The organism is Mucilaginibacter phenanthrenivorans (genome assembly GCF_024721155.1).
Classification (GTDB): domain Bacteria; phylum Bacteroidota; class Bacteroidia; order Sphingobacteriales; family Sphingobacteriaceae; genus Mucilaginibacter; species Mucilaginibacter phenanthrenivorans.
Genome location: NZ_JAHVAP010000001.1, coordinates 280,852 through 306,736 on the forward strand (window position 1 = coordinate 280,852; position 25,885 = coordinate 306,736).

Annotated in this window: 18 protein-coding genes; 11 read left to right on the forward strand and 7 right to left on the reverse strand. The window is 42.7% G+C overall.

The window, feature by feature from the left end:
* Positions 1-219 precede the first annotated feature (219 nt).
* The 11 genes from KXD93_RS01230 (at position 220) to KXD93_RS01280 (ending at position 12,396) form a co-directional block, all read left to right on the forward strand.
* Positions 220-2,016, forward strand: a complete 1,797-nt coding sequence (locus KXD93_RS01230) for an acyl-CoA dehydrogenase FadE (RefSeq protein WP_258135035.1) — start codon at positions 220-222, stop codon at positions 2,014-2,016.
* An 18-nt stretch (positions 2,017-2,034) separates the two neighbouring features.
* Complete coding sequence (locus KXD93_RS01235; protein ID WP_258135036.1) at positions 2,035-2,778, forward strand: electron transfer flavoprotein subunit beta/FixA family protein; 744 nt, start codon at positions 2,035-2,037, stop codon at positions 2,776-2,778.
* A 45-nt stretch (positions 2,779-2,823) separates the two neighbouring features.
* A complete protein-coding gene (locus KXD93_RS01240; RefSeq protein ID WP_258135037.1) occupies positions 2,824-3,798 on the forward strand; it encodes an electron transfer flavoprotein subunit alpha/FixB family protein in 975 nt (324 codons plus the stop codon).
* 7 nt (positions 3,799-3,805) lie between these two features.
* Complete coding sequence (locus KXD93_RS01245) at positions 3,806-4,252, forward strand: acyl-CoA thioesterase (protein ID WP_258135038.1); 447 nt, start codon at positions 3,806-3,808, stop codon at positions 4,250-4,252.
* 14 nt (positions 4,253-4,266) lie between these two features.
* Positions 4,267-4,530 carry an acyl-CoA-binding protein gene (locus KXD93_RS01250; RefSeq protein WP_258135039.1) on the forward strand — a complete coding sequence of 88 codons (264 nt, stop codon included), beginning with the start codon at positions 4,267-4,269 and terminating at the stop codon, positions 4,528-4,530.
* A gap of 225 nt (positions 4,531-4,755) precedes the next feature.
* Positions 4,756-5,205 carry a DUF2147 domain-containing protein gene (locus KXD93_RS01255; protein WP_258135040.1) on the forward strand — a complete coding sequence of 150 codons (450 nt, stop codon included), beginning with the start codon at positions 4,756-4,758 and terminating at the stop codon, positions 5,203-5,205.
* Positions 5,206-5,238: 33 nt separating this feature from the next.
* Positions 5,239-7,620 carry a 3-hydroxyacyl-CoA dehydrogenase/enoyl-CoA hydratase family protein gene (locus KXD93_RS01260; RefSeq protein ID WP_258135041.1) on the forward strand — a complete coding sequence of 794 codons (2,382 nt, stop codon included), beginning with the start codon at positions 5,239-5,241 and terminating at the stop codon, positions 7,618-7,620.
* Positions 7,621-7,643: 23 nt separating this feature from the next.
* Positions 7,644-8,819 (forward strand): acetyl-CoA C-acyltransferase, encoded by a 1,176-nt coding sequence (locus tag KXD93_RS01265; RefSeq protein ID WP_258135042.1) that lies wholly within the window; start codon positions 7,644-7,646, stop codon positions 8,817-8,819.
* Positions 8,820-8,868: 49 nt separating this feature from the next.
* Positions 8,869-10,692: an AMP-dependent synthetase/ligase gene (locus KXD93_RS01270; protein ID WP_258135043.1), complete on the forward strand. Its 1,824-nt coding sequence runs from the start codon at positions 8,869-8,871 to the stop codon at positions 10,690-10,692.
* Positions 10,693-10,696: 4 nt separating this feature from the next.
* Positions 10,697-11,476 (forward strand): enoyl-CoA hydratase/isomerase family protein, encoded by a 780-nt coding sequence (locus tag KXD93_RS01275; protein ID WP_258135044.1) that lies wholly within the window; start codon positions 10,697-10,699, stop codon positions 11,474-11,476.
* 32 nt (positions 11,477-11,508) lie between these two features.
* Positions 11,509-12,396 carry an SDR family oxidoreductase gene (locus KXD93_RS01280; protein ID WP_258135045.1) on the forward strand — a complete coding sequence of 296 codons (888 nt, stop codon included), beginning with the start codon at positions 11,509-11,511 and terminating at the stop codon, positions 12,394-12,396.
* 101 nt (positions 12,397-12,497) lie between these two features.
* On the opposite strand, the gene KXD93_RS01285 is transcribed toward KXD93_RS01280, so the two are convergent.
* The 7 genes from KXD93_RS01285 to KXD93_RS01315 form a co-directional block, all read right to left on the reverse strand.
* On the reverse strand, positions 12,498-14,348 hold the full coding sequence (locus KXD93_RS01285) for a right-handed parallel beta-helix repeat-containing protein (RefSeq protein ID WP_258135046.1): 1,851 nt from the start codon (positions 14,346-14,348) through the stop codon (positions 12,498-12,500).
* Between the two features lie 20 nt (positions 14,349-14,368).
* Positions 14,369-16,426, reverse strand: a complete 2,058-nt coding sequence (locus KXD93_RS01290) for a hypothetical protein (protein WP_258135047.1) — start codon at positions 16,424-16,426, stop codon at positions 14,369-14,371.
* A gap of 25 nt (positions 16,427-16,451) precedes the next feature.
* Positions 16,452-17,909 (reverse strand): hypothetical protein, encoded by a 1,458-nt coding sequence (locus tag KXD93_RS01295; RefSeq protein ID WP_258135048.1) that lies wholly within the window; start codon positions 17,907-17,909, stop codon positions 16,452-16,454.
* Between the two features lie 180 nt (positions 17,910-18,089).
* On the reverse strand, positions 18,090-19,688 hold the full coding sequence (locus KXD93_RS01300) for a solute:sodium symporter family transporter (RefSeq protein ID WP_258135049.1): 1,599 nt from the start codon (positions 19,686-19,688) through the stop codon (positions 18,090-18,092).
* A 9-nt stretch (positions 19,689-19,697) separates the two neighbouring features.
* A complete protein-coding gene (locus KXD93_RS01305; protein WP_258135050.1) occupies positions 19,698-20,708 on the reverse strand; it encodes a GntR family transcriptional regulator in 1,011 nt (336 codons plus the stop codon).
* A gap of 76 nt (positions 20,709-20,784) precedes the next feature.
* Positions 20,785-22,440 carry a RagB/SusD family nutrient uptake outer membrane protein gene (locus tag KXD93_RS01310; protein ID WP_258135051.1) on the reverse strand — a complete coding sequence of 552 codons (1,656 nt, stop codon included), beginning with the start codon at positions 22,438-22,440 and terminating at the stop codon, positions 20,785-20,787.
* A gap of 10 nt (positions 22,441-22,450) precedes the next feature.
* Positions 22,451-25,546 (reverse strand): SusC/RagA family TonB-linked outer membrane protein, encoded by a 3,096-nt coding sequence (locus tag KXD93_RS01315; RefSeq protein ID WP_258135052.1) that lies wholly within the window; start codon positions 25,544-25,546, stop codon positions 22,451-22,453.
* Positions 25,547-25,885: the final 339 nt, after the last annotated feature.

Below are 25,885 nucleotides of genomic sequence, written 5' to 3' on the forward strand. Positions count from 1 at the left end.
TAATATCTCCGTATTGCAGCCCTTTCATAGGTTTAGCAACGCTTCTAATTTTACTCCTGATTATAAATACAGAAAAAGCATCAATAAACTGCTTTTGGAACCGAACGACCCTAATGTATAAACCGGGGTAGAAATTTTGCTAACTATTACAGAAATTTAAAGCTGCCAATTACAAAAATGGTTTTAAAAAAATTGACTATTCCAATAAAAAAATAGATTATGAACGACATTGAAAGTGTAAAAGCTATAAAGGGAGGCGAGTTCCTGATCAGGGAAACGGCCGCAGATAGTGTATTCATTCCGGAAGAATGGAACGAAGAGCAGCTAATGATTGCAGAAACCTGCGATAACTTTCTTGCACAGCATGTAAAACCATATTTACATCGCATTGACGAACAGGAAGAAGGCCTGATGTCTCATTTAATGGATGAAGCCGGAGCGCTTGGCTTGCTTGGGATCTCGGTGCCCGAAGAATATGGAGGTTTTGGCAAGGACTTTAAAACATCAATGCTGGTTACCGAAAAGTTAGGCGCCGGGAACTCTTTTTCGGTTGCGTTCTCAGCACATTCCGGTATTGGTACGCTACCTATTCTTTATTATGGCAACGACGCACAAAAGCAAAAATATATTCCAAAGCTTGCGAGCGGCGAGTGGAAGGGGGCATATTGCCTCACCGAACCAAGCTCCGGCTCCGATGCCAATTCGGGTAAAGCCAGGGCAAAGCTTTCTGAGGATGGCAAACATTATTTGATAACCGGTCAAAAAATGTGGATCACGAATGCAGGTTTTGCTGATGTTTTTACCGTTTTTGCAAAAATTGATAACGATGAAAATTTAAGTGCTTTCATCGTGGAGAAAGATTTTGAGGGCCTCACACTGAATTCTGAAGAGCATAAAATGGGAATTAAAGGCAGCTCGACACGACAGGTATTTTTCAACGACTGCAAGGTGCCGGTAGAAAACCTTTTGTCCGACCGTCAGAACGGGTTCAAGATAGCAGTCAACATCTTAAATATTGGCCGTATGAAACTAGGCGGGGGTACAGTTGGCGCGAGCAAAGAAGTGATAGGTCTGGCGGTTCGTTACGCCAATGAACGTGAGCAGTTTGGGCGTGCAATCTCCAAGTATGGAGCAATAAGATATAAACTGGCACAGCAGGCTATACTTACTTATGCTTCGGAGTCGGCGGTTTATAGGGCCAGCCAGAATATGGAAGAAGCAACTGAAATGTTGGTGGCATCCGGACTTAATGAAACACAAGCTAAGCTTAAAGGCACCGAACAGTTTGCTATTGAAGCGGCAATTATAAAAGTACATTCTTCTGAAACACTTGATTACGTGGTAGATGAAGGTGTTCAGATTTATGGGGGCATGGGCTATAGCGCTGAAGCTCCGATGGATCGTGCTTATCGCGATTCGAGGATAAACCGAATTTTTGAGGGTACCAACGAGATCAACCGGATGTTAACGGTAGATATGATGCTTAAGCGCGCCCTTAAAGGTGAACTTGACCTGATGGGCCCGGCCCAAAAAGTTGCCGGCGAATTGATGAGCATACCGGATTTTGGCTCCGCAGACGAAGAAACGCTGTTCAGTAAGGAGAAAAAATATATTGCAAATTTTAAAAAGGCCATACTAATGGTGGCTGGTGCCGCGGTTCAAAAACTGATGACGCAGTTAGGCAAGGAGCAGGAAGTACTAATGAACCTTGCCGATATGCTTATTGAGTTATATGTAAGCGAGTCATTGCAGTTGCGGGTTGAAAAACTGGTTTCAATGTGCGGAGAGGATAGCTGTAAAGAGCAATTAGATATTATGAGGGTATATATTAATGATGCCGCCGAAAAAATTGCGAAGGCGGGAAAAGAAGCATTGAATTATTTTGCCGAAGGTGATGAAAAGAGAATGATGTTGATGGGGCTTAAGCGCTATACTAAAACAGAAGATATTAATTCGACCCAGGCGCGCAGAAATATAGCTGCAAAACTGATTACAGAGGAAAAGTATTGTTTTTAAAATAAGGAAGTGTTATAAATGAAGATATTAATTTGTATTAGTCAGGTACCGGATACCAGCACAAAGATTGTTTTAAAAGATAACAACACATTGGTAAATAGCCAAGGGGTTACTTTTGTTATCAATCCTTACGATGAATGGTATGCCCTGGTGCGTGCGCTCGAATTAAAAGAAAGTGGCATTGCAAATGAAATACATTTGGTAACGGTTGGCAAGGCAGATACCGAACCAATCATCAGGAAAGCGTTGGCATTGGGCGGCGATCAGGCGGTGCGTATTGATGCAGACAGCAACGATCCTTATTTAACAGCCTTTTATATAGCAGAATACGCCAAAAGTATTGGGTACGATCTTATTCTTTGCGGCAAAGAATCTATTGATTATAACAACGGCATCGTTGGTGCAATGGTTGCCGCATTGCTGGATATAGATTATATTGGTTTTGCTGCCGGCATCCAAATAGAAAATAACGTGGCTGTAGTAAAGCGCGAAATAGAAGGTGGCGAGGAAACCGATATTTGTAATTTACCGCTTGTTATTTCCTGCCAGAAAGGTGTAGCTGAGGCTCGTATTCCCAATATGAGAGGTATTATGGCTGCGCGTACCCGTCCGCTAAATGTGATAGCACCTTCCGTGCAATCACCTGTAACAGCAATCTTGTCTTATGAATTGCCGCCTGCCAAAGCTGGTGTGAAAATTATTAAGCCGGAAAATATGGACGAACTGGTAAACCTTCTTCACACAGAAGCGAAAGTTATTTAGCCAGGGTTTTGTAGTATAATGTTTTTATAAATAAAGCTTAGAAAAATGTCAGTAATAGTATTGGTTGAACATGATGGAGGGGTTATAAAAAAGAAAAATCTGGAGGCAGTGCAATATGCCGCGGGTATCGCTCAAAAAACCGGTGAAACGGCAACAGCGGTTGTCCTTGGTACGATTGGCGCAGCTGAAATGGAAAATCTTGGACAATACGGCGCCCAAAAAGTGTTGCATGTTGACGATGCCCGGCTAAACGATTTACATGCGCCGGCGTATGCCCGCGCCTTGCTAGCCGCCGTTCAAAAAGAAGGCAGTAAATTGATTGTAACGCTCAATGATATTAACGGCAGGGCAGTAGCGCCCCGCGTAGCCGTACAATTAAACGCTGGCGTGGTAGCCGGCGCATTAATCTATCCTGATTTGGAGAATGGATTTGTGATCAAGAAATCGGTTTTTTCGGGAAAGGCGTTTGCCAATGTCAACATCACCAGTGACGTTAAAGTAATTATGCTGATGCCAAATACCTTTCCGTTAAATAAAGTTGACGGCAAGGCGGTGGTTGAAAAACTGGCCGTAAATTTTGAGGAAAAAGTTTTTAATGTAAAAGTTAAAGAAGTAAATAAGGTAACCGGCGAAATTGCACTTGCCGATGCGGGTTTGGTGGTTTCGGGTGGTCGGGGAATGAAGGGGCCCGAAAATTGGGGTTTGATTGAGGATCTGGCAAAGGAATTAGGCGCAGCCACAGCATGTTCACGCCCGGTTGCCGATGCACACTGGCGCCCGCATCATGAACATGTGGGCCAAACCGGGGGCGCCATCCGTCCGGATTTATATATCGCTATTGGCATATCAGGTGCCATACAGCACTTAGCGGGTGTAAATGGATCAAAGACCATTGTTGTAATTAACAATGATCCCGAGGCGCCCTTCTTTAAGGCCGCCAATTATGGGGTAGTAGGTAACGCCATGGATATTTTACCAAGCCTTACTGCAGCTGTTAAAAAATTCCATCAGCATAAGTAAATGACCTATGGATATTTATTATGAAGGGCAAGTTTTATGGGCACAGATTGACGCTAACCAGCATATGCGGCATACTGCCTATGCCGATTTTGCCGCCCAGGCAAGGTTGGCCATGTTAGAAAGCCTGGGTTTAAAACCGTCAATGCTTTACGGGTTTAAAATTGGGCCGGTTTTATTCAGGGAGGAACTTATTTACCTGAGGGAGGTTGGTATTAATGAGTATATCAAGGTTACCTGTGATATTGTTAAAGCCCGGGCTGATGGTTCCAGGTGGACAATACGGCATGAACTTTATCGCGGCGACGGGGTAAAGGCAGCTATAATTGAAGCCGATGGCGCATGGATAGATATGGAAAAACGCAAATTGATTACCCTTCCTCCTGAACTTAGCGAGTTGTTTATGCGCGCGCCCAAAAGCAATGATTATATTGAAGAACCAGGCAAGCAACAATAATAAAATAGGTATCGATGGACCAGAAAGAAACGTTTGAAAAAGCAGTAGCGGACAGTAAAACATTACCCACCCGGCCTGATAACGAAATACTTTTACGCTTGTACAGTTTATATAAGCAAGCAACAGAAGGTGATATAAATATAGCCCCTCCCGGTATGTTCGATTTTGTGGCAAAAGCAAAATACGACGCATGGTTAAAACTAAAGGGAGTTAAGGCTGATGATGCCATGCAGCAATATATTAACCTGGTTGCGCAACTATCCGGCAAAAGCGAATAAAACAAACTTCCGAGTTTTTGACAAAAGTTTCCGCCATATAGCCCTTATTATCCCTGGTACTTTTAGGTAAGTTTGTTACATAACCAATACTAAATTATTTAATTTCTGCGGGCAATTTATTCGAGTAATTTAATCGGACTGTTGCTTCATTCATATTTTATAACAAATGCCCTGTAAACACTATTTACTGTTAAAGCGGTTTATTGATTTTTAATATTTAACGAAATGATCATATCTAAAAAAACACTTTTCCGGATAGCATTTTTTGCGATCCCACTGTTCTTTGTATCGATGGCGAAAGCCCAAACCGACCAGGTAGAAGGATTATGGTACAACGATGTTAAAAGCGGGAAAATATTAATCACGAGGGAAAGCGATGGGAAGTTTTATGGCAAAGTTGTGTGGCTTAAAGAACCACTAAAAAACGGAAAGCCAAAGGTGGATGAGCTTAATGCCGATCCCAAATTGCGCAGCAGGCCAAGGCTGGGCTTACAGGTTTTATCGGGTTTTATAAAAGATGGCGATACCAAATATACTGATGGCACTATTTACGATCCGCTTAACGGTAAAACCTACTCTTGCAACATGACTTTTAAAGGCAAAACCCTGGCGATCCGCGGCTTTATAGGAATTTCACTTTTTGGAAGAACGACGACCTGGTCGCGTGCAGAATAAATCATAAAAAAAATTAACAAGCATATTATTAAAATGGATGCTAAACGAGTAATAAAAAAAGTAGCAGTATTAGGTTCCGGTGTAATGGGCAGCCGCATTGCCTGTCATTTTGCAAATATCGGTGTACAAGTACTGTTGTTTGATATCGTACCTGAAAATGCTCCGGAGGGCAACAAAGCGGCAAGGAATAAGATTGTTAACGACGCGCTCGACTTTGCCATAAAATCAAATCCATCTCCGCTTTACCTTAAATCTTTTGCCAGGCGCATCACCACCGGGAATTTTACCGACGATATTTCAAAAATTGCAGATTGCGATTGGATTATCGAAGTTGTTGTTGAGCGTTTGGACATAAAGCAAAAAGTGTTTGAAACCGTCGAAAAATACCGTAAACCAGGCACCCTGATTACCTCAAATACGTCGGGGATACCGATTCACCTGATGACCGAAGGTAGAAGCGATGATTTTAAAAGGAACTTTTGCGGAACCCATTTCTTCAACCCGCCACGCTACTTGAAATTGCTGGAGATTATCCCTACAAAAGACACCTTGCCCGGCGTGGTTAGTTTTCTGATGGATTATGGTGATAAATATCTCGGTAAAACCACCGTGCTGGCAAAAGATACCCCCGCGTTTATTGGCAATCGTATCGGCGTGTTCAGCATCATGAGCTTGCTGCACTATGTAAATAAAACTGGCTTGACTGTAGAGGAAGTGGATAAACTAACAGGTCCTGTTATCGGCCACCCTAAGTCAGCGACGTTTCGTACCAATGACGTAGTCGGATTAGACACTATGGTACATGTTGCAAACGGTTTGTTCAAAAATGCACCTGATGATGAGGCGAATGAGTTATTTGAAATTCCTGGTTTTGTCAAGGAAATGCTCAGCAAAAATTGGCTGGGAAGCAAAACCGGACAAGGCTTTTATAAAAAGGAAAAGGTGGACGGGGCAAGTCAGTTTTATGCACTCGATCTGAAAACACTGGACTATAAACCATCTCAGAAAGTAAAATTTGCTGCTTTAGAAACCACAAAAACAGTCGAGAAACTTGAGGATCGGTTAAAGATTTTGTTTGCGGCGAAAGACAAAGCAGGCGATTTTTACCGGGCTACCTTCTATCAGCTCTTCGAATACTCCAGCAAGCGCATTCCTGAAATTGCGGACGAGCTTTATAAGATAGACGCCGCCATGAATGCGGGTTTTGGATGGGAAATGGGACCGTTTGAAAAATGGGATGCGTTGGGTGTTGAAAATACGTTGAAAGACATGGAAGCCAGCGCTAACAAACCGGCGCAGTGGGTTTACGAAATGCTTGAAACGGGCGCCAAAAGCTTTTATAAAGTTGAGGACGGCAAACGCATGTATTACGACATCCCATCAAGGGGCTATAAAGTCATCCCCGGGACGGAGAACTATATCTTGCTGAAAAACCTCGGCAAAGAGAAAATAATATGGAAAAACAGCGGGACCACTATTACAGATATCGGCGACGGTATTCTCAACCTGGAGTTCCATACTAAAATGAATACAATTGGCGGTGAGGTGATCGAGGGGATTAATAAAGCCATCACGTTGGCTGAAGCCAGCTATAAAGGACTGGTAATATCCAATGAAGGGGCTAATTTTAGTGCCGGCGCCAATGTGGGGATGATATTTATGATGGCTGTTGAGCAGGAGTTTGATGAGCTGAACATGGTTATAAAAGCGTTTCAGAATACAATGATGCGTTTGCGTTATTCGTCAATACCTGTTGTGGCAGCCCCTCATCAAATGGCTTTGGGCGGCGGCTGCGAAATATGCCTTCATGTGGATAAAGTAGTAGCACATGCAGAATTGTATATGGGCCTCGTTGAGTTTGGAGTGGGTTTGATTCCTGGAGGAGGTGGAACTAAAGAGTTTGCCCTTCGCTTGTCGGATGAATTGCAGGACGGTGATATAGAATTAAATAATTTCAGGGAACGTTTTTTGACTATAGGACAGGCAAAAGTTTCCACTTCTGCTTATGAAGCCTTTGAATTTGGCTATCTTAAAAAAGGACGGGATGTGATAGTGGTGTCACAAAAAAGGCTGCTTGCCGAAGCAAAAAAGCATTGTTTGCAGCTTGCCGATGAAGGCTATGGACAACCGGTTCAGCGAACTGACATCAAAGTTTTAGGTAACCAGGCGCTTGGGTTGGCTTACGTAGGAGCCAATACCATGTATAGTGGTAATTACATTAGCGAGCATGATGTAAAGATATCGCAAAAATTGGGCTTTGTACTTTCGGGCGGCGACTTGTCACAGCCAGCCTTAGTTAGTGAGGCTTACCTGCTTGACCTGGAAAGAGAGGCTTTTCTTTCCCTTTGTACTGAAAAGAAAACACTGGAACGTATTCAGTCTATCCTGACTGGTGGCAAAGTGCTTAGAAATTAGTTTAATCGAAAAATTTAAAATAAATGAACGCATACATAGTTGCAGGTAGCCGTAGCGCAATAGGAAAAGCAACCCGAGGTGGTTTCAGGTTTACCAGGCCTGATACGCTTGCCGCGGATGTCATAAAACAGCTTTTAACGTTAGTGCCCAATGTCGATAAAGAGCAAATTGATGATGTAATTGTGGGTAATGCTACCCCCGAAGCTGAACAAGGCTTAAATGTGGGCCGCCTCATCTCTTTAATGGCATTGGATACTGATAAAGTACCCGGAATGACCGTAAACCGATATTGTGCATCAGGTTTAGAAACCATTGCAATCGCCTCAGCCAAAATACACAGCGGAATTGCCGATTGCATTATTGCAGGCGGTGTTGAAAGCATGAGTCTGCTGCCAATGGGTGGATGGCGTATTGTGCCTAATGCCGAGATAGCCCTTGCGCACCCCGACTATTACTGGGGAATGGGTTTAACGGCAGAAGCCGTTGCAAAGGAATATCATATTGGAAGGGAAGAACAGGATCAGTTCGCTTTTAATTCGCACCAAAAAGCCATAAAAGCGATTACCGCTGGAAAGTTTAAAGAGGAGATCGTACCGGTAAATATTACTGAAACATATGTAGATGACACTGGTAAAAAAAGGAAAAGGGAATTTAAGGTTGATACTGATGAAGGCCCTCGAAGTGATACATCGTTGGACGCCCTGGCCAAGCTGAAACCAGTCTTTAATGCCAAAGGCGTAGTAACCGCGGGTAATTCATCGCAAACAAGTGATGGTGCTGCTTTTGTAATGGTTGTTAGCGAGCGTTTTTTAAAACAAAATAACCTGAAACCCATTGCCCGATTGGTTAATTATGCCGTTGCCGGCGTCCCGCCCCGTATAATGGGTATCGGCCCGCTTGTAGCTATCCCGAAAGTATTGAAGGCCGCAGGGTTAAAACAACAGGACATTGACTTGATAGAGCTAAATGAGGCCTTCGCTTCCCAGTCTCTTGCAATAATAAAAGGTCTGGAACTTGATCCTGAAGTTGTTAATGTAAATGGGGGGGCAATTGCTTTGGGCCATCCGCTTGGATGCACCGGGGCAAAACTATCCGTTCAGCTTTTTAACGAACTGAAACGCAGGGATAAAAAATATGGCATGGTTACCATGTGCGTGGGCACCGGCCAGGGAGCTGCGGGCATATTTGAATTGCTATAACCCTGGATTAGGACGGTAAATAATTTAATAACAAAGTATTTAACAAGCAATGGAAACAACTGAAAAAGCCCTAAGATTATTCGATTGCATGGTGGTACAAGCAAAAGAACCCAGGCCCGATCTTTTAAATGCGAAAGTAAATGGCGTTTGGCAGTCATATAGTACTCAACAAGTACACGCAATGGTTTTACAGCTGGCTGTTGCTTTGTTGAAATCAGGTATTTCGGCTGGTGATGGTACTGTGGAGGGCCGCGACAAAGTGGGCTTGATCAGTGGCGGGAGACCCGAGTGGATAATTACCGATCTTGCCGTGCAGCAAACCGGGGCTGTTTTGGTGCCATTATATCCGAATACAAATGCAAAGGAGATTGAACAAATCCTGATTGAAGCGGAAGTCAAGATTATTTTTATCAGCAATAAGGAATTGTATGAAAAAGTAAGCAGCATCCGCAATAACATCCCTTCATTAAAAGCAATTTATACCTTCGATCAGTTAGACGGGTGCAGCAACTGGGCCGAATTGCTAAAACCGGTTACAGATGATGACCGCCGGAACTTATCGGAAATCAGCGATCGTATTACCGAAGATAACATTACCACCATCATATACACTTCAGGTACTACGGGGAAGCCTAAAGGGGTAATGCTTACCCATAAAAATATTTTAAGTAATGCCATGGCTTCAGGGGATGTGCTTGGGCAAATTCCCATAGAAGAAAAACGGGCATTCAGTTTTTTGCCGGTAAACCACATTTTTGAAAAAATGTGTTCTTATATCTATCTTTTCTTCGGCTTTTCAATCTATTACGCCGAGGGTATGGATACTATAGGTTTGAATATTAAAGAGGTGCAACCCTATATTTTTACCGCTGTGCCAAGGGTGCTTGAGAAGGTCTTTGAAAAGATCATTGTTGAAGGCAAAAAACTAACCGGGATAAAAAGCAAAATGTTTTTATGGTCGGTAAAAATTGGTGATCAGTTTGAAATCGCGAACAAAAGCCTATGGTACCGGATCAAACTGGCTATTGTTGATAAGCTTGTTTTTAGTAAGTGGCGCGCAGCCTTAGGCGGCAATGTAAAGGCCATTGTTGTAGGGAGCTCTGCCTGCCCCATCAGGCTGGAAAGAATTTTTACAGCTGCCGGAATTGTTATTTTAGAGGGGTACGGGCTTACAGAAACTTCGCCGGTTATTTCCGTAAACCAATATTTGCCGGAGAAAAGAAAGTTTGGGACTGTAGGGCCATTATTGAGCGGCGTGCAGGTGAAAATTGCGGATGATGGCGAAATATTGTGCAAGGGGCCGAATGTAATGCCCGGCTATTATAAAAATCCGGAGCTTACCGCCGAAGTACTGCATGATGGATGGTTTTGTACGGGCGACATTGGCGAACTGGATAAAGATTCCTTTCTTAAAATAACCGACAGGAAAAAAGAGATTTTCAAAACCTCCGGAGGTAAATATGTAGCCCCGCTGCCTATTGAAAATAAAATGAAGGAAAATTACTTTATAGAGCAGATGATGGTAGTGGGTGCCGGAAAGAAATTTGCTTCAGCGCTTATTGTACCTTCCTACGCTAACTTAAAACCATGGTGTACGAAAAACAACATCCCTGATGTATCAAACGGGGAAATGATTAAAGATAGCCGTGTTATTGCTATGTATGAGTCAATTATTGCTGGTTATAACCCGGACTTTAATCATGTGGAACAAATAAAAAAGTTTACTATTCTTCAAAACGAGTGGACGGTGGAGAGCGGCGAACTTACGCCAACCGGAAAAATGCGGCGCAAAATAATCACTGAAAAATATAATTCCCAAATAGAGGAGATGTATGATGATCAAACAGAATTAGTGTCAACCCCTGATAAATAAACTGATGGAGACCGTACAAATTACGATAAATGATAAAATTGCAGTTGTTGCTTTAGACAGGGGCAGGTCGAACCCAATAAATCACCAAATGGTGAAGGAATTGACTGCCTTTATAAAGGAGATTGAAAAAGATGACGAAGTTGGCGGGGTAATATTAACAGGTAAGCAGGGCTTTTTTTCGTCGGGCGTTGACCTTATTGAAGTGTACGGGTATAACGAGGTACAAGTCAAGGCGTTTTGGACTGATTTTTTTGAGCTCCAGCGCGTTCTCATATCTTTTAAAAAACCAATGGTAGCAGCCATTAGCGGCCATAGCCCGGCGGGGGGATGTGTTTTGGCCATTTGCTGCGATTACCGTTTAATGGCCGAAGGAGAATATATCATTGGCTTAAATGAAATCCCCGTTGGCATCATCGTTCCTGAAAGTATATTTGAAGTTTATGCATTTTGGATTGGAACGCAAAAGGCTTATCAATATCTGCTGGAGGGCAAACTTATAAATGTGAACGAAGCATTAAAAATCGGGCTGATAGATGAAGTTTGCGCGGCAGACAGGCTGCTGGCCCAGGCAGAAAAGAAGATGAGAACTTATATGCAGTTTAGTCCGGTAACATGGGGCCAAAGCAAATTAAACTTGCGGAATAAATTGATCAGTCATTTGGACAAAGATCAAAGCACCACAATCGATCAAATGCTTAAGCAATGGTGGGCCCCCGAAACTAGGGCCGGTCTGGAAATAATCATTCAAAAGTTAAAGTCAAAGGTTACTTCCGTAAAAAACTAATACAAAAAGTAAAGCCGACAAATAAGATCACGATGGAACAAACACAAGGACGTGTCACAGGCATGTTAAAGGATGATGCTTTAGCGGGAAAAACCATTATTATTACCGGTGGCGGCACCGGCCTTGGCAAAGCCATGGGCACTTACTTTTTAAAACTTGGGGCCAATTTGGTTATTACCAGCCGCAAACTTGACGTACTAAAACAAACAGCTGTAGAAATGGAAGCAGCCACCGGCGGAAAAGTGATGGCCATAGCATGCGATGTAAGAAAATATGAAGAAGTTGAAAATATGCTTGAGGAAGCTGTTAACACATTCGGTAAAGTTGATGTATTGTTAAATAACGCAGCGGGTAATTTTATTTCTCCGACAGAGCGCTTATCTTCAAATGCCTTTTCGGCTATAATTGATATCGTCTTAAAAGGTTCTGTGAATTGCTCGCTTGCTTTGGGGAAGTACTGGATCCAAGAAAAAATACTTGGTAATATTCTTAATATTGTTACCACCTATGCTTTTACCGGGTCAGCTTATGTAGTTCCGTCGGCCTGTGCCAAAGGCGGGGTACTTGCCATGACTAGATCGCTGGCTGTAGAATGGGGACAGCATGGCATTCGTTGTAATGCAATTGCGCCGGGTCCGTTCCCAACAAAAGGAGCATGGGAACGTCTGTTACCGGGTACAATGGCAGAAAAATTTGATTTTAAAAATCGTGTTCCGCTAAAAAGGGTAGGGGAACACCAGGAATTAGCTAACCTCGCAGCTTTCCTGGTTTCTGATTTTTCGGGCTATATTAACGGAGAAGTAATTACTATTGACGGGGGCGAATGGCTACAGGGCGCGGGCCAGTTTAATGCCCTGCAAATGGTGCCTGATGCGATGTGGGACAGCATTGAGAAGGCTACCAGAAATGCCCCTTATTAATACTAGTCAGCTTGTTTTTTGATTTATATTTGTTACAAATTCATTGGTCCGTTAACGATGGCGTTCGCCGTTATATGCTGGGCTTTTATAAAACAGATCTGCTATCGTTTAATAAGGATCTTGTTATCCGAAAGCTTAACATTTTGGCAATCTTTTAATTCAATCAGCCCATTTATTTTTACGGGGACATGCGTTTTAACTTCATTATCCGAAAATGAAATATTAGATACACTTTGCGCGCTCATTGCACTGGTATCCTTCAATATGAACCTATTCCCAATGATCGAAATATTCTGGTGCACAGCCCCTTTATATACTTTGTTTTCCGGGTGGATACTAACAACGGGTTCGCCACATTCAACAAAATTATTTTTACGTATAGTTAAGTCTTTGACTATTCCGGATTCATACCAACTTTCCGCATCATCTTCTACCAATATGCCGTTGGAGTGTACGCGCCGAAACGTACAGTTTTCAATAATTACCTTGCGGCGGGTAGTAATTAAAATGCCCCGGGTCGGAATTTTTGTTATAACTGTATTGTGAATCCACACCTTTGGTGTCCAGGAAATATTTTCCACCACTCCATCATTCATGATATCGGCGGGAACCGGTTTTTGAAGCATTAAAAGGATCTCCTTATCATTCAATCTTTCTGTGGCCGTTATCACGTCATTCCCAAATGGCAGCAGGCTTGCTGAATGTATAAAATCGATACTATCACCCGCCTTAAAAGCATCAAAACCATAAGTTTGATTGTGCATAAAACGCACTTTTATTTGATTTGGGGATGGGTTTTCTAAGATTTTCAAATAGGTGCCGTGTACATTTATCGCATCGTCATTAGCTGCAGATAGAAAGCAATTGTTTATAGCTATCATACCCCTGCAACCAGAAAAATGAAGGATATCCGCCCATGCCGAACATGTTCTTCCGGACTTTTTATCGGGTTTTACTGAAAGGGAATCGATAGTAATATTCTCACAAAACTGACTTACAACCCCCATCCCGTGCATAAAGCAGATATGGATGTTTTTTAGCGAAATATTTTTACTCCGCTGCATAAATATGCCGGCACAATCTCTTGTTACGTCCCGGGTTTGGTAAATTATTCCTGTTTTAAAGCCTGGGTTTTGTGCGAAGAAAACTCTCACCATTCCGCCAATATTTGCAAACCTAGCTTTGTTCAAATTCATGTCAACCCGGGAAAGATCCCCTGTTTTTGGATCGAGTACCTGCCAGTACCATCCCGGCGGGTAGCGCCATCCTTCTCCTTCCCATGTAAGCAAACTATCCTTAATACTATATTTTGAATCCCCGTGGATTTTCAAATCAGCATAATGATCAGCTACATTTATTACTTTTAATTCAGACACCGTTGGTCGGGCATAATCGAAGCTGATGCCGTGAACATTAATGTTTTCGCACTTGTCGATACAGGTTTCTATCATTTTGCCCCTCAAAACTATCTTAACACCAGGGGCATTTAACCTGACGTATTTTGAATTAACAAAATATAGGGCAATGGCCTTCAGCGCCAAAGGGGTATCATTCGTATTAGAAATATTAAAGCGGGTTTTAAAAGAAGAGTCAGGATAAAAATCGTATCTGCCGGGTGCAAAGCTGATGGTTACCGGTGATGCCTTATTTCCTCCAGCCATCATCACCAATGATTGATGAAACTTACCAGGTGCCAGAATCATCAGCTTGTCCCCGGCTGAGAATATTAACTGGTTAGCTCGTTTAAAGGTTTTCCAGGGATTTTTAATAATTGTACCGCTATTTTGGTCATTGCCTTTTTGCGGATCAATATAATAAATGGTTTTACCGGGGGAATGGATACGGCTATCAAATGATGGATACAACGTAACTTTTTGGGCATATAGCATACCGACTTTGCCGTTCAGTAGTAGTATAATCAATAAAAAATGGCAATAACTCCTTTTATTCATACGAAGAAACCAAAGATAAATTATAATTGAATATGCGCCGTACCCCCGTTTGAAAGTGTATAAGTATGCTGTTTGTTTCCTTTTGAAACACTAACCAATATTTTCCTATTTGTCTGCCTTGAAATTTTCAAATCAAAGTCTGCCCCAAAGGAATGAATATGACGTAACGTCATTTGGTTCCAATTATCGGGCAACCTGGGCGTGCAATTAAAACTATTAAACCCGGTTGGCCTAATTCCAAACAGCCCCTCTGTAAATATCCGGCAATATAAGCCACTTTCTGCAGAAAGCTGTCTTTGATTGCCTTCAGGATAAGCCTCTACAGGATAGGGTACGTGTTCTCCCAATAACCTGCGGCGGGAGTAATATTTCAGAAAGGTCATCGCTGTTTCTGTTGCTCCGGCCTGTAACACACCGCGAAGGGCATACAGTGTTGCCCGGTCCCAGAATGTATTTTCACCCTCCTGCGTAGCCAAACCATCTGCCGTCCAAAGCTTTGGAGAAAATAGCGCTTCGATAGTCCCCTTACTGCGGTCATATATTCCCATAGCTAAAGGCATACAGATCCATGCCCGCAAAACGGAATTGGTTTCATAGTATTTGTAAGTCTTATACCCCTCTATAGTGGCCCCAAAATACCTGTCAATATTAATTTTAAGTTGATTGGCCTCTTTGGTATAAGGTACAATTTGATTATCGGGCATATGTAATTGTTTGCCAAGCAGGGCGGCTGAAACCAGGGCATCATAGTATAAGCAATTGGTAGAAAGGTTGGCCTTTCCTGCCGGGAACCGGCCTTCCAACTCATCAGCATCGGACGTTACAACCCCCTGTTCATTGATATGTCTGCGGCTATATTCCAGGCACCAGGTTATTAATGGCCATAAAACTTTTGCAGAATCAGCATTGCCATAGGCAAGGGCATATCTTGATGCGCCATAAGCGATCATTGCCTGATCCCCCCGGTCGCCGGCGCCATTCCAGAACGCATCACCTTCCGCGACTATTGAACTTGGGATCGGCTTGTAATCGGCGTTCATATAGCGGGCAAACAGCCTATAACAATTCATTGCAGACAAGTTACCTATGCTATCGCCCGAAAAAGCAAAGTATGGACTTACATATTCAGCCTGGTCGTTAGCCCAGATAGCCGCATAATATGACAGGCCGCCCGGACTATGCATATACCCACCCTTTGTTTTATAAATACTTTCGGTTGCGCGTATTTTAGCAAAGGCAAATTCCGTATTTAATATCGTGTCGGGTGTTTCTAACTGCAAAGGCGCCAAAATTTCGGATATCCGGTTCGCTCTTGCCTTTTCTTCCTCCTCCGGGTAAACAGGCAGTGAGGAAGAGGGATGATCAGTAGCCAAATAACAAACAGAAAAAATGGTTGATCCTCCGGCCTGTAATATGCGACTGCCCTCATTAACGGACTTCATGATAACTGTATGCGGTGAAGACTTGCTCCTGATGGAATCTGTAGTCACTTCGCGGATCAATTTTTCCATGGATACAGTTACCGGCTTGTCGCTGATGTTGGTCAGTTTAAACTCTTCAATAGCCATTGGCTTTTTAACCGAAGGGAACAGGCTGCGCTCAATTTTCACCTGTGCAGGGTTCCCTACCTCAGCCATAATGCGCATAATGCCATGCTGATTGATGCTTTTTACCCGAAATGCAAGTGTATTATTCTCCTCTTTTTGGGAAATATCCGTTCTGAGCAGTTGGTTATTAATATAAATCCGGGGTAGTTCATTGTCATTAAAAGTGAAGCTGATATGGCTCCTTGTATCATCAGGGAGCATCCGGAATGTTGGGAAAACTACGGTCCGGCTGATTTTGGAAATACCTGAACTATCAATGGAGTAAGCTACCCACAAGGAAACTTTTTCGCCAGACATTTCGATATGATCGGCATGTGGGATCCTGTCTCCGATGTTCCAGGTAATGCTTCCATTATGTTCAATATGCCACCTGTCGGTTTGTTTGGGTAATGCTATTTGCTGGGCCCTCAGTGAAATTTGAGCAAATAGAACAAGTAAAATTAAAGGAACCTTGATTTTGTAGACTTTCATAAATGTAATAGATAAGGCTTGCGAATTAGTATACCACTTTTATGTCTGCCTTCTCACCAGGCTTTACAGTTGTTTCCACAATCGAAATTTCTCTTTGCTGCTGATCGGTCCCTTTTTTTAAAGGAAGCAGGTTTCCATTCAGATAAGCCCGCTTATAAGCGCCATAAAACATAGCTTTCCATTTGAATGGTTGCTGCCCTGTGTTTTTTATGACCGATTGCTGTTTGCTTATATGGGCCAAATCTATCGTTGTATGCAAAAGGGGCAATTGATTAATTACTGCATTGCCTGTTCCGTTTGATTTGTAGATAGTGCTGATTGTGGCGCCCGGTGCATCAGGTGTAATGCCCATTAGCCCCTGGACGATCCCTTCAATCACACCAAAGGAAACCTCGGGATATTCCCGCCTGGCAGTGGCAGGGTCCGAAAGGTAAAGAATATATTCCCGCGCTTTATCCCAATAACCGTTTTTATAGAATACAAGAGGTAGGTAGGAAGTGTTTTCCATGTTCCAGTTTTTTGAAGCAATATGCGCAATGGTCTTCCTTATTCGGGTACTGTCCTTCAAGGCATCAAACCAAAGCAAAAAAGGTTCACCCTCTTCCTTGCCGAATTTACCGTCATTGCTTAAATAAGAATAGTAGCGCGCTTCTTTCTCATCCCACCAGTCCGCCTCCAGGCGCTGCCGGTATTGTTCCGCTTTTTTGGCATACAAGGCAGCTTCCTTTTTCCGGCCTTTTTCAGACAGGATCTCCGAATAAGTTAGCAGTCCCCTGTATAGAGCCGCTACCAGGTCTACTCCTGTCTTCAAATTAGCTACGCCTTCAGAGTAGGAGGGTAGGCCACGACAACGATGGAAGGAATCACCCTCATTATATGGAACTGGTGCGTTAGGATGGGCAGGTCTTTTCAATAGGGAATCGGCCGAAAGCACCCAGCTATCTATATATTCTCCAACAGATTTCTGCTGGAAACGAACATAAGCCGGATCACTGATATAATGCTTATCACCAGTCCATAGGTACAGCCTGTGGGTGGCATATAATAAATCAAAATTGGCAGGCAAGTTATACCAGAACTCTTTATCATTCCTGTAGTCTTCCGGTGCGGGTTTCGAGTATTTATTGATTTCCCAGTAAGAACACCAGTTTTTTGAAGCAGAAATATTACTTACAAATAGGTTAAACATATTATTGTTTTCACGACTTAACCCTAATATTTCCGCGCCTATGCACTGATGCGATACATCCCTCATACAAAATGCATCCCTCGGCGGAAGGGCAGATTCATACCATGGGCCAACGGGATCACCTGCCTTGCCTTTATAATGCAGCGCCATTTCTCTTGCCCAATTAAATGCCCGCTCAAGGTCCTTATCGGATGAGGTAAAAGACACGCCTTTTTGCTGGGCAATGACATTCGCAAAAGAACATATACAGAGTATTAGCAGGGTTAAAGCTGCTTTGTATTTAAATAAGTACATGATAAATAGTAGTTTGTTCTTAATAAATTTAGATTTATAAAAATAATTGGTGCATTCAACCCGGTTCAATAAGCCGAATCAAAAGTGACAGAAAAAGCATTCTTATAATAGTATAGTTTCTGTTCTGTTCTATTCTGTTATATTTAATAAAAATAGAAATTTTCAAGTAACGATGCAAATTTATTTTGCCAGCATAAGCGGAGAAAATAAAATAAACATCAGGATCATCATTAACAATAAGATGCCGGTAAAAAAATGCCGGTTTTTCCAGGGCTTTAAATCAACCAGGTTATTTAACCTTTGTGTGTAAGGAACGGGCATTGGATAAAGTTTCCCGATAAGTAGCATAATGCCGCAGGTTAATACAAATAAGATGGCCAGGATATGAAGAAAATGGATGTGTAAATCAAAAACCAATTGGGTTAAACCATAGGAGACAATGAAAAAGGCCAACCCGATTTTCGCCGCTATTGCAGGGACTCTTTTTGTAATGAACCCCATAAACATGATGGTAAAAATAGGCACATTAAAAAATCCATTAACAATTTGAATATACGTGTAAAACCCGTGTTTGGCGAAGATGATAAAAGGCGCAATAAACATTGCCGCAAGGCAAACGATGATTTCGAATCTTTTAGCTGTTCTTACCAATTCAATTTCAGGAACCGATCTGGATTTTTTTGCCAACCACGGCTTGTAAATATTCAACACAAACAAGGTGCTCGAGCTGTTGAGGCCTGCATTAAAGGTTGTTAAGGCCGCTACAAAAATTACAGCCGCAATAAACCCTGCTATAAAAGGAGGCGAAACAAGGCTATCCAGCCTGGGAAACGCTTCTGCTGTATTGTGCATTTTGGTAAAGATGTGGACTGCAATCAGGCCAGGTATATTCAGCACCAAAGGAGAAATAAGCTTTCCAAAACATGCAACAGCAATACCCTTCTGAGAGGTCTTCAAATCTTTTGAGGCCAGCACCTGTTGAACAATATATTGTTCGGTACCCCAGTAATAAAGATTCACTAATAACATGCCGGTGAACAAAGTACTAAATGGGATAGGGTCGGAGGGTGAGCCGATACTGTTTAGGTGCTCTTTGTGTAAAGTTAGGACCGTGTGCAAACCTTGGAGGAAACTCCCATGTCCCAGGTATTTTAATCCAAAAATAGGCAATAAAAGCCCTCCCGTAAAGAAACCAATGCCAAGCAGGATATCCAATATCGTGATCGCTTTTAATCCTCCCAGCATGGAAAATAAGCAGCCAATTGTACCCATGACCCAGATCAGGATCCAGATGGTGGCCCAATAGTCGGTTTTCCAAACATCCGAAAAATGAAATAATCCATTAAAGGCAATGGCTCCACCATATAATAAGGACGGGAGCAAGTTGATAATATAGCTGATCAAAAATATAAAGGATACTAGTTTTCCGGTACCTAATCCGTACCGCGCGGTGAGGTAGTCAGGTGTGGTAGCAATACCAAGTTTGAGGTACAATGGCATTGAAAATTCTGAAACGATCAACATGGCCAGAACCGAGGTGATACCCCAGGCCATCACAGTCATATTTTTGGTGTAGGTTAGTTCATTTTCTCCAATAATCGAGGCTGTATTGATATTGGTAAATAACAGGCCACCGCCTACCAATAAAAAGCCGAGATTTCTGTTTGCAAAAAATAACCCGTTTAAGGTGCTAACCTTGTTTCGCCTTGATTTGTACCATGAAGTGAAAACGACGATCCCGGTAAAAAAAAGAAAGCCGATGATCATTATAGGATTCATGACGAACGCCTAAAGTGTATGCCTGCCAAATAAGATCATCGGAACGGTCAATTGTATTTTTTTCCTGGATAAAACAGCCTCACCCGCCATTTTTCCCATATTTGAGAAATCGGCAGAAAAGGTGGTGATGCCAATAATTTCCTTGGCCGGTTCATCGTTATGCGACAGTACACCCAGATCTTTACCGGGTTTTAGCTTTTTGGTCTTGCAATCACGCATGATCTGCCATAAGGCAAAGTTATCGAGGGTGAAATATACCTTACCCTTTTCGACGGATCCGGGAACATATTCTTCCTCAATACGCCCATTGATTTCAAAATCCTTCAGAAATTTTTTAAATGACCGTACAATTTCCTTTGGGTCCAAAGAATTTTGAGAATGATAAAATATAAACTCATCAAATTGCTTTATCCTGGGCGCCAGTTTGGAAAACACCTGGTAAGAAGCATCTTCGAACTCCTGGGTAATGTGATTGAATTCACCATCCAGCGGTTCATAGCGGTCAAACATCAGGAATTTATTACGGGGGATTGTTTCCAATAATTCCTTTGACTTAGGATTTGGAATTGGCGCTACTACATACATGCCATATTTACCCCTTATCTGCAATAAAATTGTTTCAAAAATTTCAATGTTGCCATGGTGAAAATAGGTAGTCAGCTGCACATTCGGGCCCAATTCATGCCTGAAGTTCCTATAAAATTGCTCCTCGAAAGTATCAAGGTTGTACATTAAAAGCGCTACATTTTGGGTTTGACCCGTATTTCCATTACCGACAAAATATCCAAGCCTGTTTTTAGCTTCCACAATGCCGCGGCTTATCAGGTCTTTATATCCCTTTACAATAGTTTCCCGTGAAAAACCAAGTTCCTTAATTAATTTATTTACTGAAGGTAACACTTCATCCTGCCCGATTATTTTTTCGTCAATGGAATTGATGATCCCCTGAACGAACCTGTCATGCTTCGAATAAGAGGGTATTTCGGCCAGCTTCCTTATTTCTTCAAAAATTCTATCCATTAAAAACGCTTAATTTTAGCCAAATTAAAAAAAGGCAGCCATATGCTGCCTTTTTTGTGTTGTTTTATTATTTATCTTAATTATAACCGGGGTTTTGTTTGATCGACGGATCAATCTGTATCTCCTTGCGGGGGATAGGATAATAATAAGAAGCCGGCAACCAAACCCTTTTCTGGGTTGTAAATATTTGATAAGTAAAATTGGTAGTGGAATTAGCAGGAACAGGTGTGATGGTGATTCCTAATGCATCCTTTGAACCAATATCAGCGATGCCCCATCTGCGGATATCGAAATAGCGGTGTCCTTCAAAACATAACTCTATTCTTCTTTCATGACGCACCAGGTCGATCAGCGCAGTTCCTGAACCAGTCACATCCGGCATACCTACTCTTTCTCTTATTTTATTCAGATAAAGTAAAGCTTGTCCGCTGTTGCCAAGTTCTGCCTCTGCTTCTGCATAATTTAGGTACATCTCACTTAGCCTGAAAGCAACCCATTGGCAGCCGCTATAAGGCTGGATATTAAAATTGTAACTGGCATCAATCATTTTCCTGATCGTGTAACCGGTTTTTGATGCGTTCCATGGCGACAGCGCACTCTCTTTTGAATCAAGCCCGCCTTCGTAAAATTGAGCTGTTCGGTTCTGGAACGGCGCACCATTATACAGGATGTCGGCGTAAAAGCGCGGGTCCCTGTTCAGGTAAGGATTGGTAACGGGATTAGTCCAGGCAAAAGGAGTACCGTCGGCCATGTCGAAATCTTCAACCATTTGCTCCAGTACGTTATAAGCACTATAGCCGTTGTAGCCGTTCGGGCTAAGGTCCCGGTAAAGCGTATTGTACCTGTCTTCCTGAACAGTTGGGCTAAACACACGTGAGAAAATCACCTCGCTGTTAAAGTTGTCGGTGAAAATAGTGTTATAAGTAGCTGCATTTCCGTACAGGCTATAAACACCCAGGTCAATTACAGCCTTTGCTGCATCGGCCGCCGACTGCCACCGGGATACATCGTTGGCTGTATTGTATTCCGGGCTTGCTGCGTATAACAATAAACGTGATTTAAGCGCCAAAGCTGCACCCAGGGTTGCTTTTCCATAGTCCCCGCTGTTTGCATAAACTTTGGGTAATATCGCCGCCGCAGCGCTAATATCACTCAGGATAAAATCCCGTGTCTGTTCCCAGGTCGCTCTTGCATCAGTGAATGTATTATCATTAGTTGTGTAAACCTTGGTAATCAGCGGTACTCCGCCGAAGCGCTTCAATAATTCGAAATAGCACAGACCCCTCAAAAAATGCACTTCACCTTTTAGATTATTTATGGCCTGCCCTGCACCTACGGTATCCGCCTGCCCAATATTTTGAAAGAATAGGTTCGTTTTTTGGATGGTACTGTATAAAGTAGTCCAGTAGTTAAGAGTTGAGCTGTAGTTCAACGGAAACGAGCTGCCCTGGTTATCCGGGGTTTCCTGTCCCAGTGTATAAGTGTTTTCGGAGCACCAGTTAAAGTTACTATATAACTCGTCTGTTTGCGAGCCCCACCCGAATCCACCATCCTTAAAGGCAAAAACCGATTCTTTATATATTTGATTTACAAACACCTGGATAAGGGCAGGATCCCTCCATACGTTATCCGATGAAAAGGAACCCGTAGGCTTTAGGTCCAATACTTTTTTACAGGATATCCCTGCAAAGAGAACAAGTATTGAAATTATCATTATACATAATTTTTTCATGTCTCTATTTTTAGAATGTAACGTTTGCGCCTAAATTGATAATTCTCTGCTGCGGATAGTATTTACCATAATTTACCGTACCGCTCGCACTCTCCGGATCGAATGATGGCCCAAAACTATCTATGGAAAACAAATTGTTTCCGCTAACGAAAACCCTGGCTGACTTCACATTAATTTTACTGAGAAGGTTTTTCGGAAGACTATATCCGAATTCAACATTCTTCAATCGTACAAAGGCATCGTTTTTTAACCAGAACGTGGATGCATAGGTATTTGACCCGTAACTTCTTTCTGACGCTCCATTGAAGGTGCGTGGATAGGTAGTATCCCCTTCCTTCTGCCAGCGATCAGTAAAGAATTGCTCAGCCATATTTAAACCACCAGGCATCAAAATGGCCTTTGCCATTGCCTGTCCCTGGAAAAAGATCGTAAAATCAAAGTTTTTATACTTACCGCCGAGGGTTAAGCCAAAAAGCATTTCAGGTGTGTGTGATAAGTTAGTTCTCACCTCGTCGAGTTGATTAATCACATTATCTCCATTCACATCCTTGTACCTAATATCACCCACTCCCGTACCAGTTGGATGAGGATATGCATTCAGCTCGGCGGTGTTTTGAAATATTCTGTCAGCCTGGTATAAGAGATAGGAATCGATAGGATGACCCGTGGCCTTCTGGTAGCCCGGAACATTAGCTGGTTCTGCTTCGTATATCACTTTATTTACCGCATAGGTCATATTTCCATTAATATTGTAGGAAAAATTATCGCTAACTTTTTTGCTATAACCCAGGTCTAACTCTATGCCTTTGTTTTGTACTTTTCCAAGATTTTCATCAGGTAGGGTCAGGCCGGTATAATCCGGAATTGCAGCGCTTGGCTTTACAAGAATGTTATTGCGCATGGATCGGAATACATCAATGCTTGCAGATAAGGAATGAAACAGCTGCATATCTAAACCAAGGTTGGTTGTAGTGGCAACCTCCCAGGTGATGTTTGGATTAGGTGTTGGGCCAAGTGTGAACCCGGGAACCTGCACCGCGCTGGGGCCGTAAAAATAACCGGCGCCAAGATACTGGGATAACCGGCCAGCCTGCAAATTATACGTTTGTATATATTGAAAGGCATCCACCGCGTCGTTCCCGGTTTTACCCCAGGACCCTCTTAGCTTCAAGTCATCAACTACTGATGAATGGAAGAAGCTCTCCTGGGAAATTCGCCAGGCTCCGGATAGTGACGGGAAAAACCCGAACCGTTTGCCGGCAGGAAAGTTTGGAGACCCATCATAACGCATATTATAATCCAGTAAATATTTATTATCGTAGTTATACGAGATTCGGCTAAGATAATTTTGCCGGGCAAATGTAGTGGTGGCAGAGTTATTTGTCTCACCAACCGTGCTGCCGGCAAATAATTCCTGGACAGTATTACTCAGGAAGCCTGTGCGGTAGGCATCCAGTTCATTAAATGTTTGTTGCTGCTGCTCATAAGCAACAAATGCCTCGATCGAACTTTTATTAAACTTACGCTCATATCCCAACTTAATGTTTGTTAGCCTGCTGTAGTTCAACGTATTGCTAAGGGTCAAATCAGGAGGTACGGTAGACGTAACCTCTGTATAAGTTTGGGTAGCAGTGTTATAACTATACGCAGGAGGTGGTGTTGCATCAAATCCCTTATACCGGTTTATGTTTAAGTCATATGAATAATAACCATCCAAATGTAGGCCGGGGGTTATTTTCGACAGCGCCCAGTTGAATGACGCTTTGGTTTGCAGGTAATCATAATCGTAATTTGTGGTGCCGAGATCGCCATTTAGTACATAGACCATGCTATTGCCGGGGCCACCGCCAATGCCAACACCCACCTTACCATTAGGATATACAGGAATCAGGTACGGGTAGGCAGTCCAAAGCTGGCTGAATATAGCGTTGGCATCATAACCCGGCGCTTCACCGGTTCTGTGTTCAGCTCTGTACATTACGTCGAGGCTTATTTTAAAATTATCCGTAGCCGCAATGTCTACGTTCGCGCGAGCGTTATCATTTTTATAATAATCCGTGCCACTATTGTACATACTGTTCTGGTACAAATGCTGGCCGGATATAAAATATTTAATCTTATCGGATCCGCCCCTGAGTGACAGTGTATTATTCGTTTGGGTGGCCCACGTCTTCATTAATGCCTTCCACCAATCGGTGTTCGGATGCCCAAGCGGGTCTGAACCATCCTTGTACTTTTGTATGTCATCAGCGGTATACTGCGGTTGCTGGCCCACCAATTCATTATATTCATTCGCCGACTGTGCATACTCCCATGAACTAAGCATTTTTGGTACCCTTGTTGGCTGTGAGAGTGAAAAGTTTGAGGTAAATGAAAATGTTGATTTGCCCGCTGTGCCTCTTTTCGTGCTGATTAAAATTACCCCATTCGCAGCCCTGGCGCCATAAATTGCCGCGGTAGCGTCTTTCAGCACAGTAAAGGTCTCGATATCCGCCGGATCCAGGCGGTTAAAGTCCCGGTCAGGAACTCCGTCGATCACGACCAATGGACTGGTATTGCCCAGCGTGCCCTTCCCGCGAATAAATATGGTTGCATCGTCAGCTCCTGGTTCGCCGCTCGGCGTATTGACGATTAGCCCGGACACTGCGCCTGCGAGGGAATTGGAAATATTGGCAACAGGGGATTTCTCAAGCTCCGAGCCTTTAATGGTACTAACCGCCCCGGTAAGGTTGGCTTTTTTCCTGGTTCCATAGCCGATCACGACAACTTCTCCCAGGTCTCCGGATTTCTTGTCAATAACCATCACGACGTCTCCATTCCATTCACTGGAGACCAGAACTGTCTTTTTCAGATATCCTAAATAAGAGAATACAATGGTCGCATTATCAGGAACGCTGATTTTGTAATAGCCATTCTGGTCTGTAGTTGTGCCGGCTGACGTTCCACTGAGTAAAACGCTCACGCCAGGTAACGTTAAACCACGTTCGTCGGTAACATGGCCAGTAATGCTTTTGGCTTTTTGTGCAGTGGCTTGCTGATAGCATAGCAGCAAAAGACAGCACAAAGAAATCAAGCCTAATTTTTTAGGTGGTACTTTTTTTTTCATAATTGAGTAAAGATAAATTGGTTAACTGGTTGAATTGGTTATTCTGTTCTGGTCTGTTCTGTTATTGAAATAAAGGTAGTAACAAATTCGATACATCCAAATTATTTTTTCAAAAAATATAATTATCGGATTGCCTAACGGGTTGGAGATAACCGATTTATAGGGTGGTTTATAGTAGCGGGGCATTTATATCCAGTGGTGATAGATGTTTAGGATAAACGGAAACAATATTTATGTATCGGGTTCGCAACGATAAGTAATGACTTTGAGCAGCTATTCGCGGTATATGGCTAAGTTGTTTATCAACTGGTGATTTGCACCGAGTGAGAGCTCAAGAAA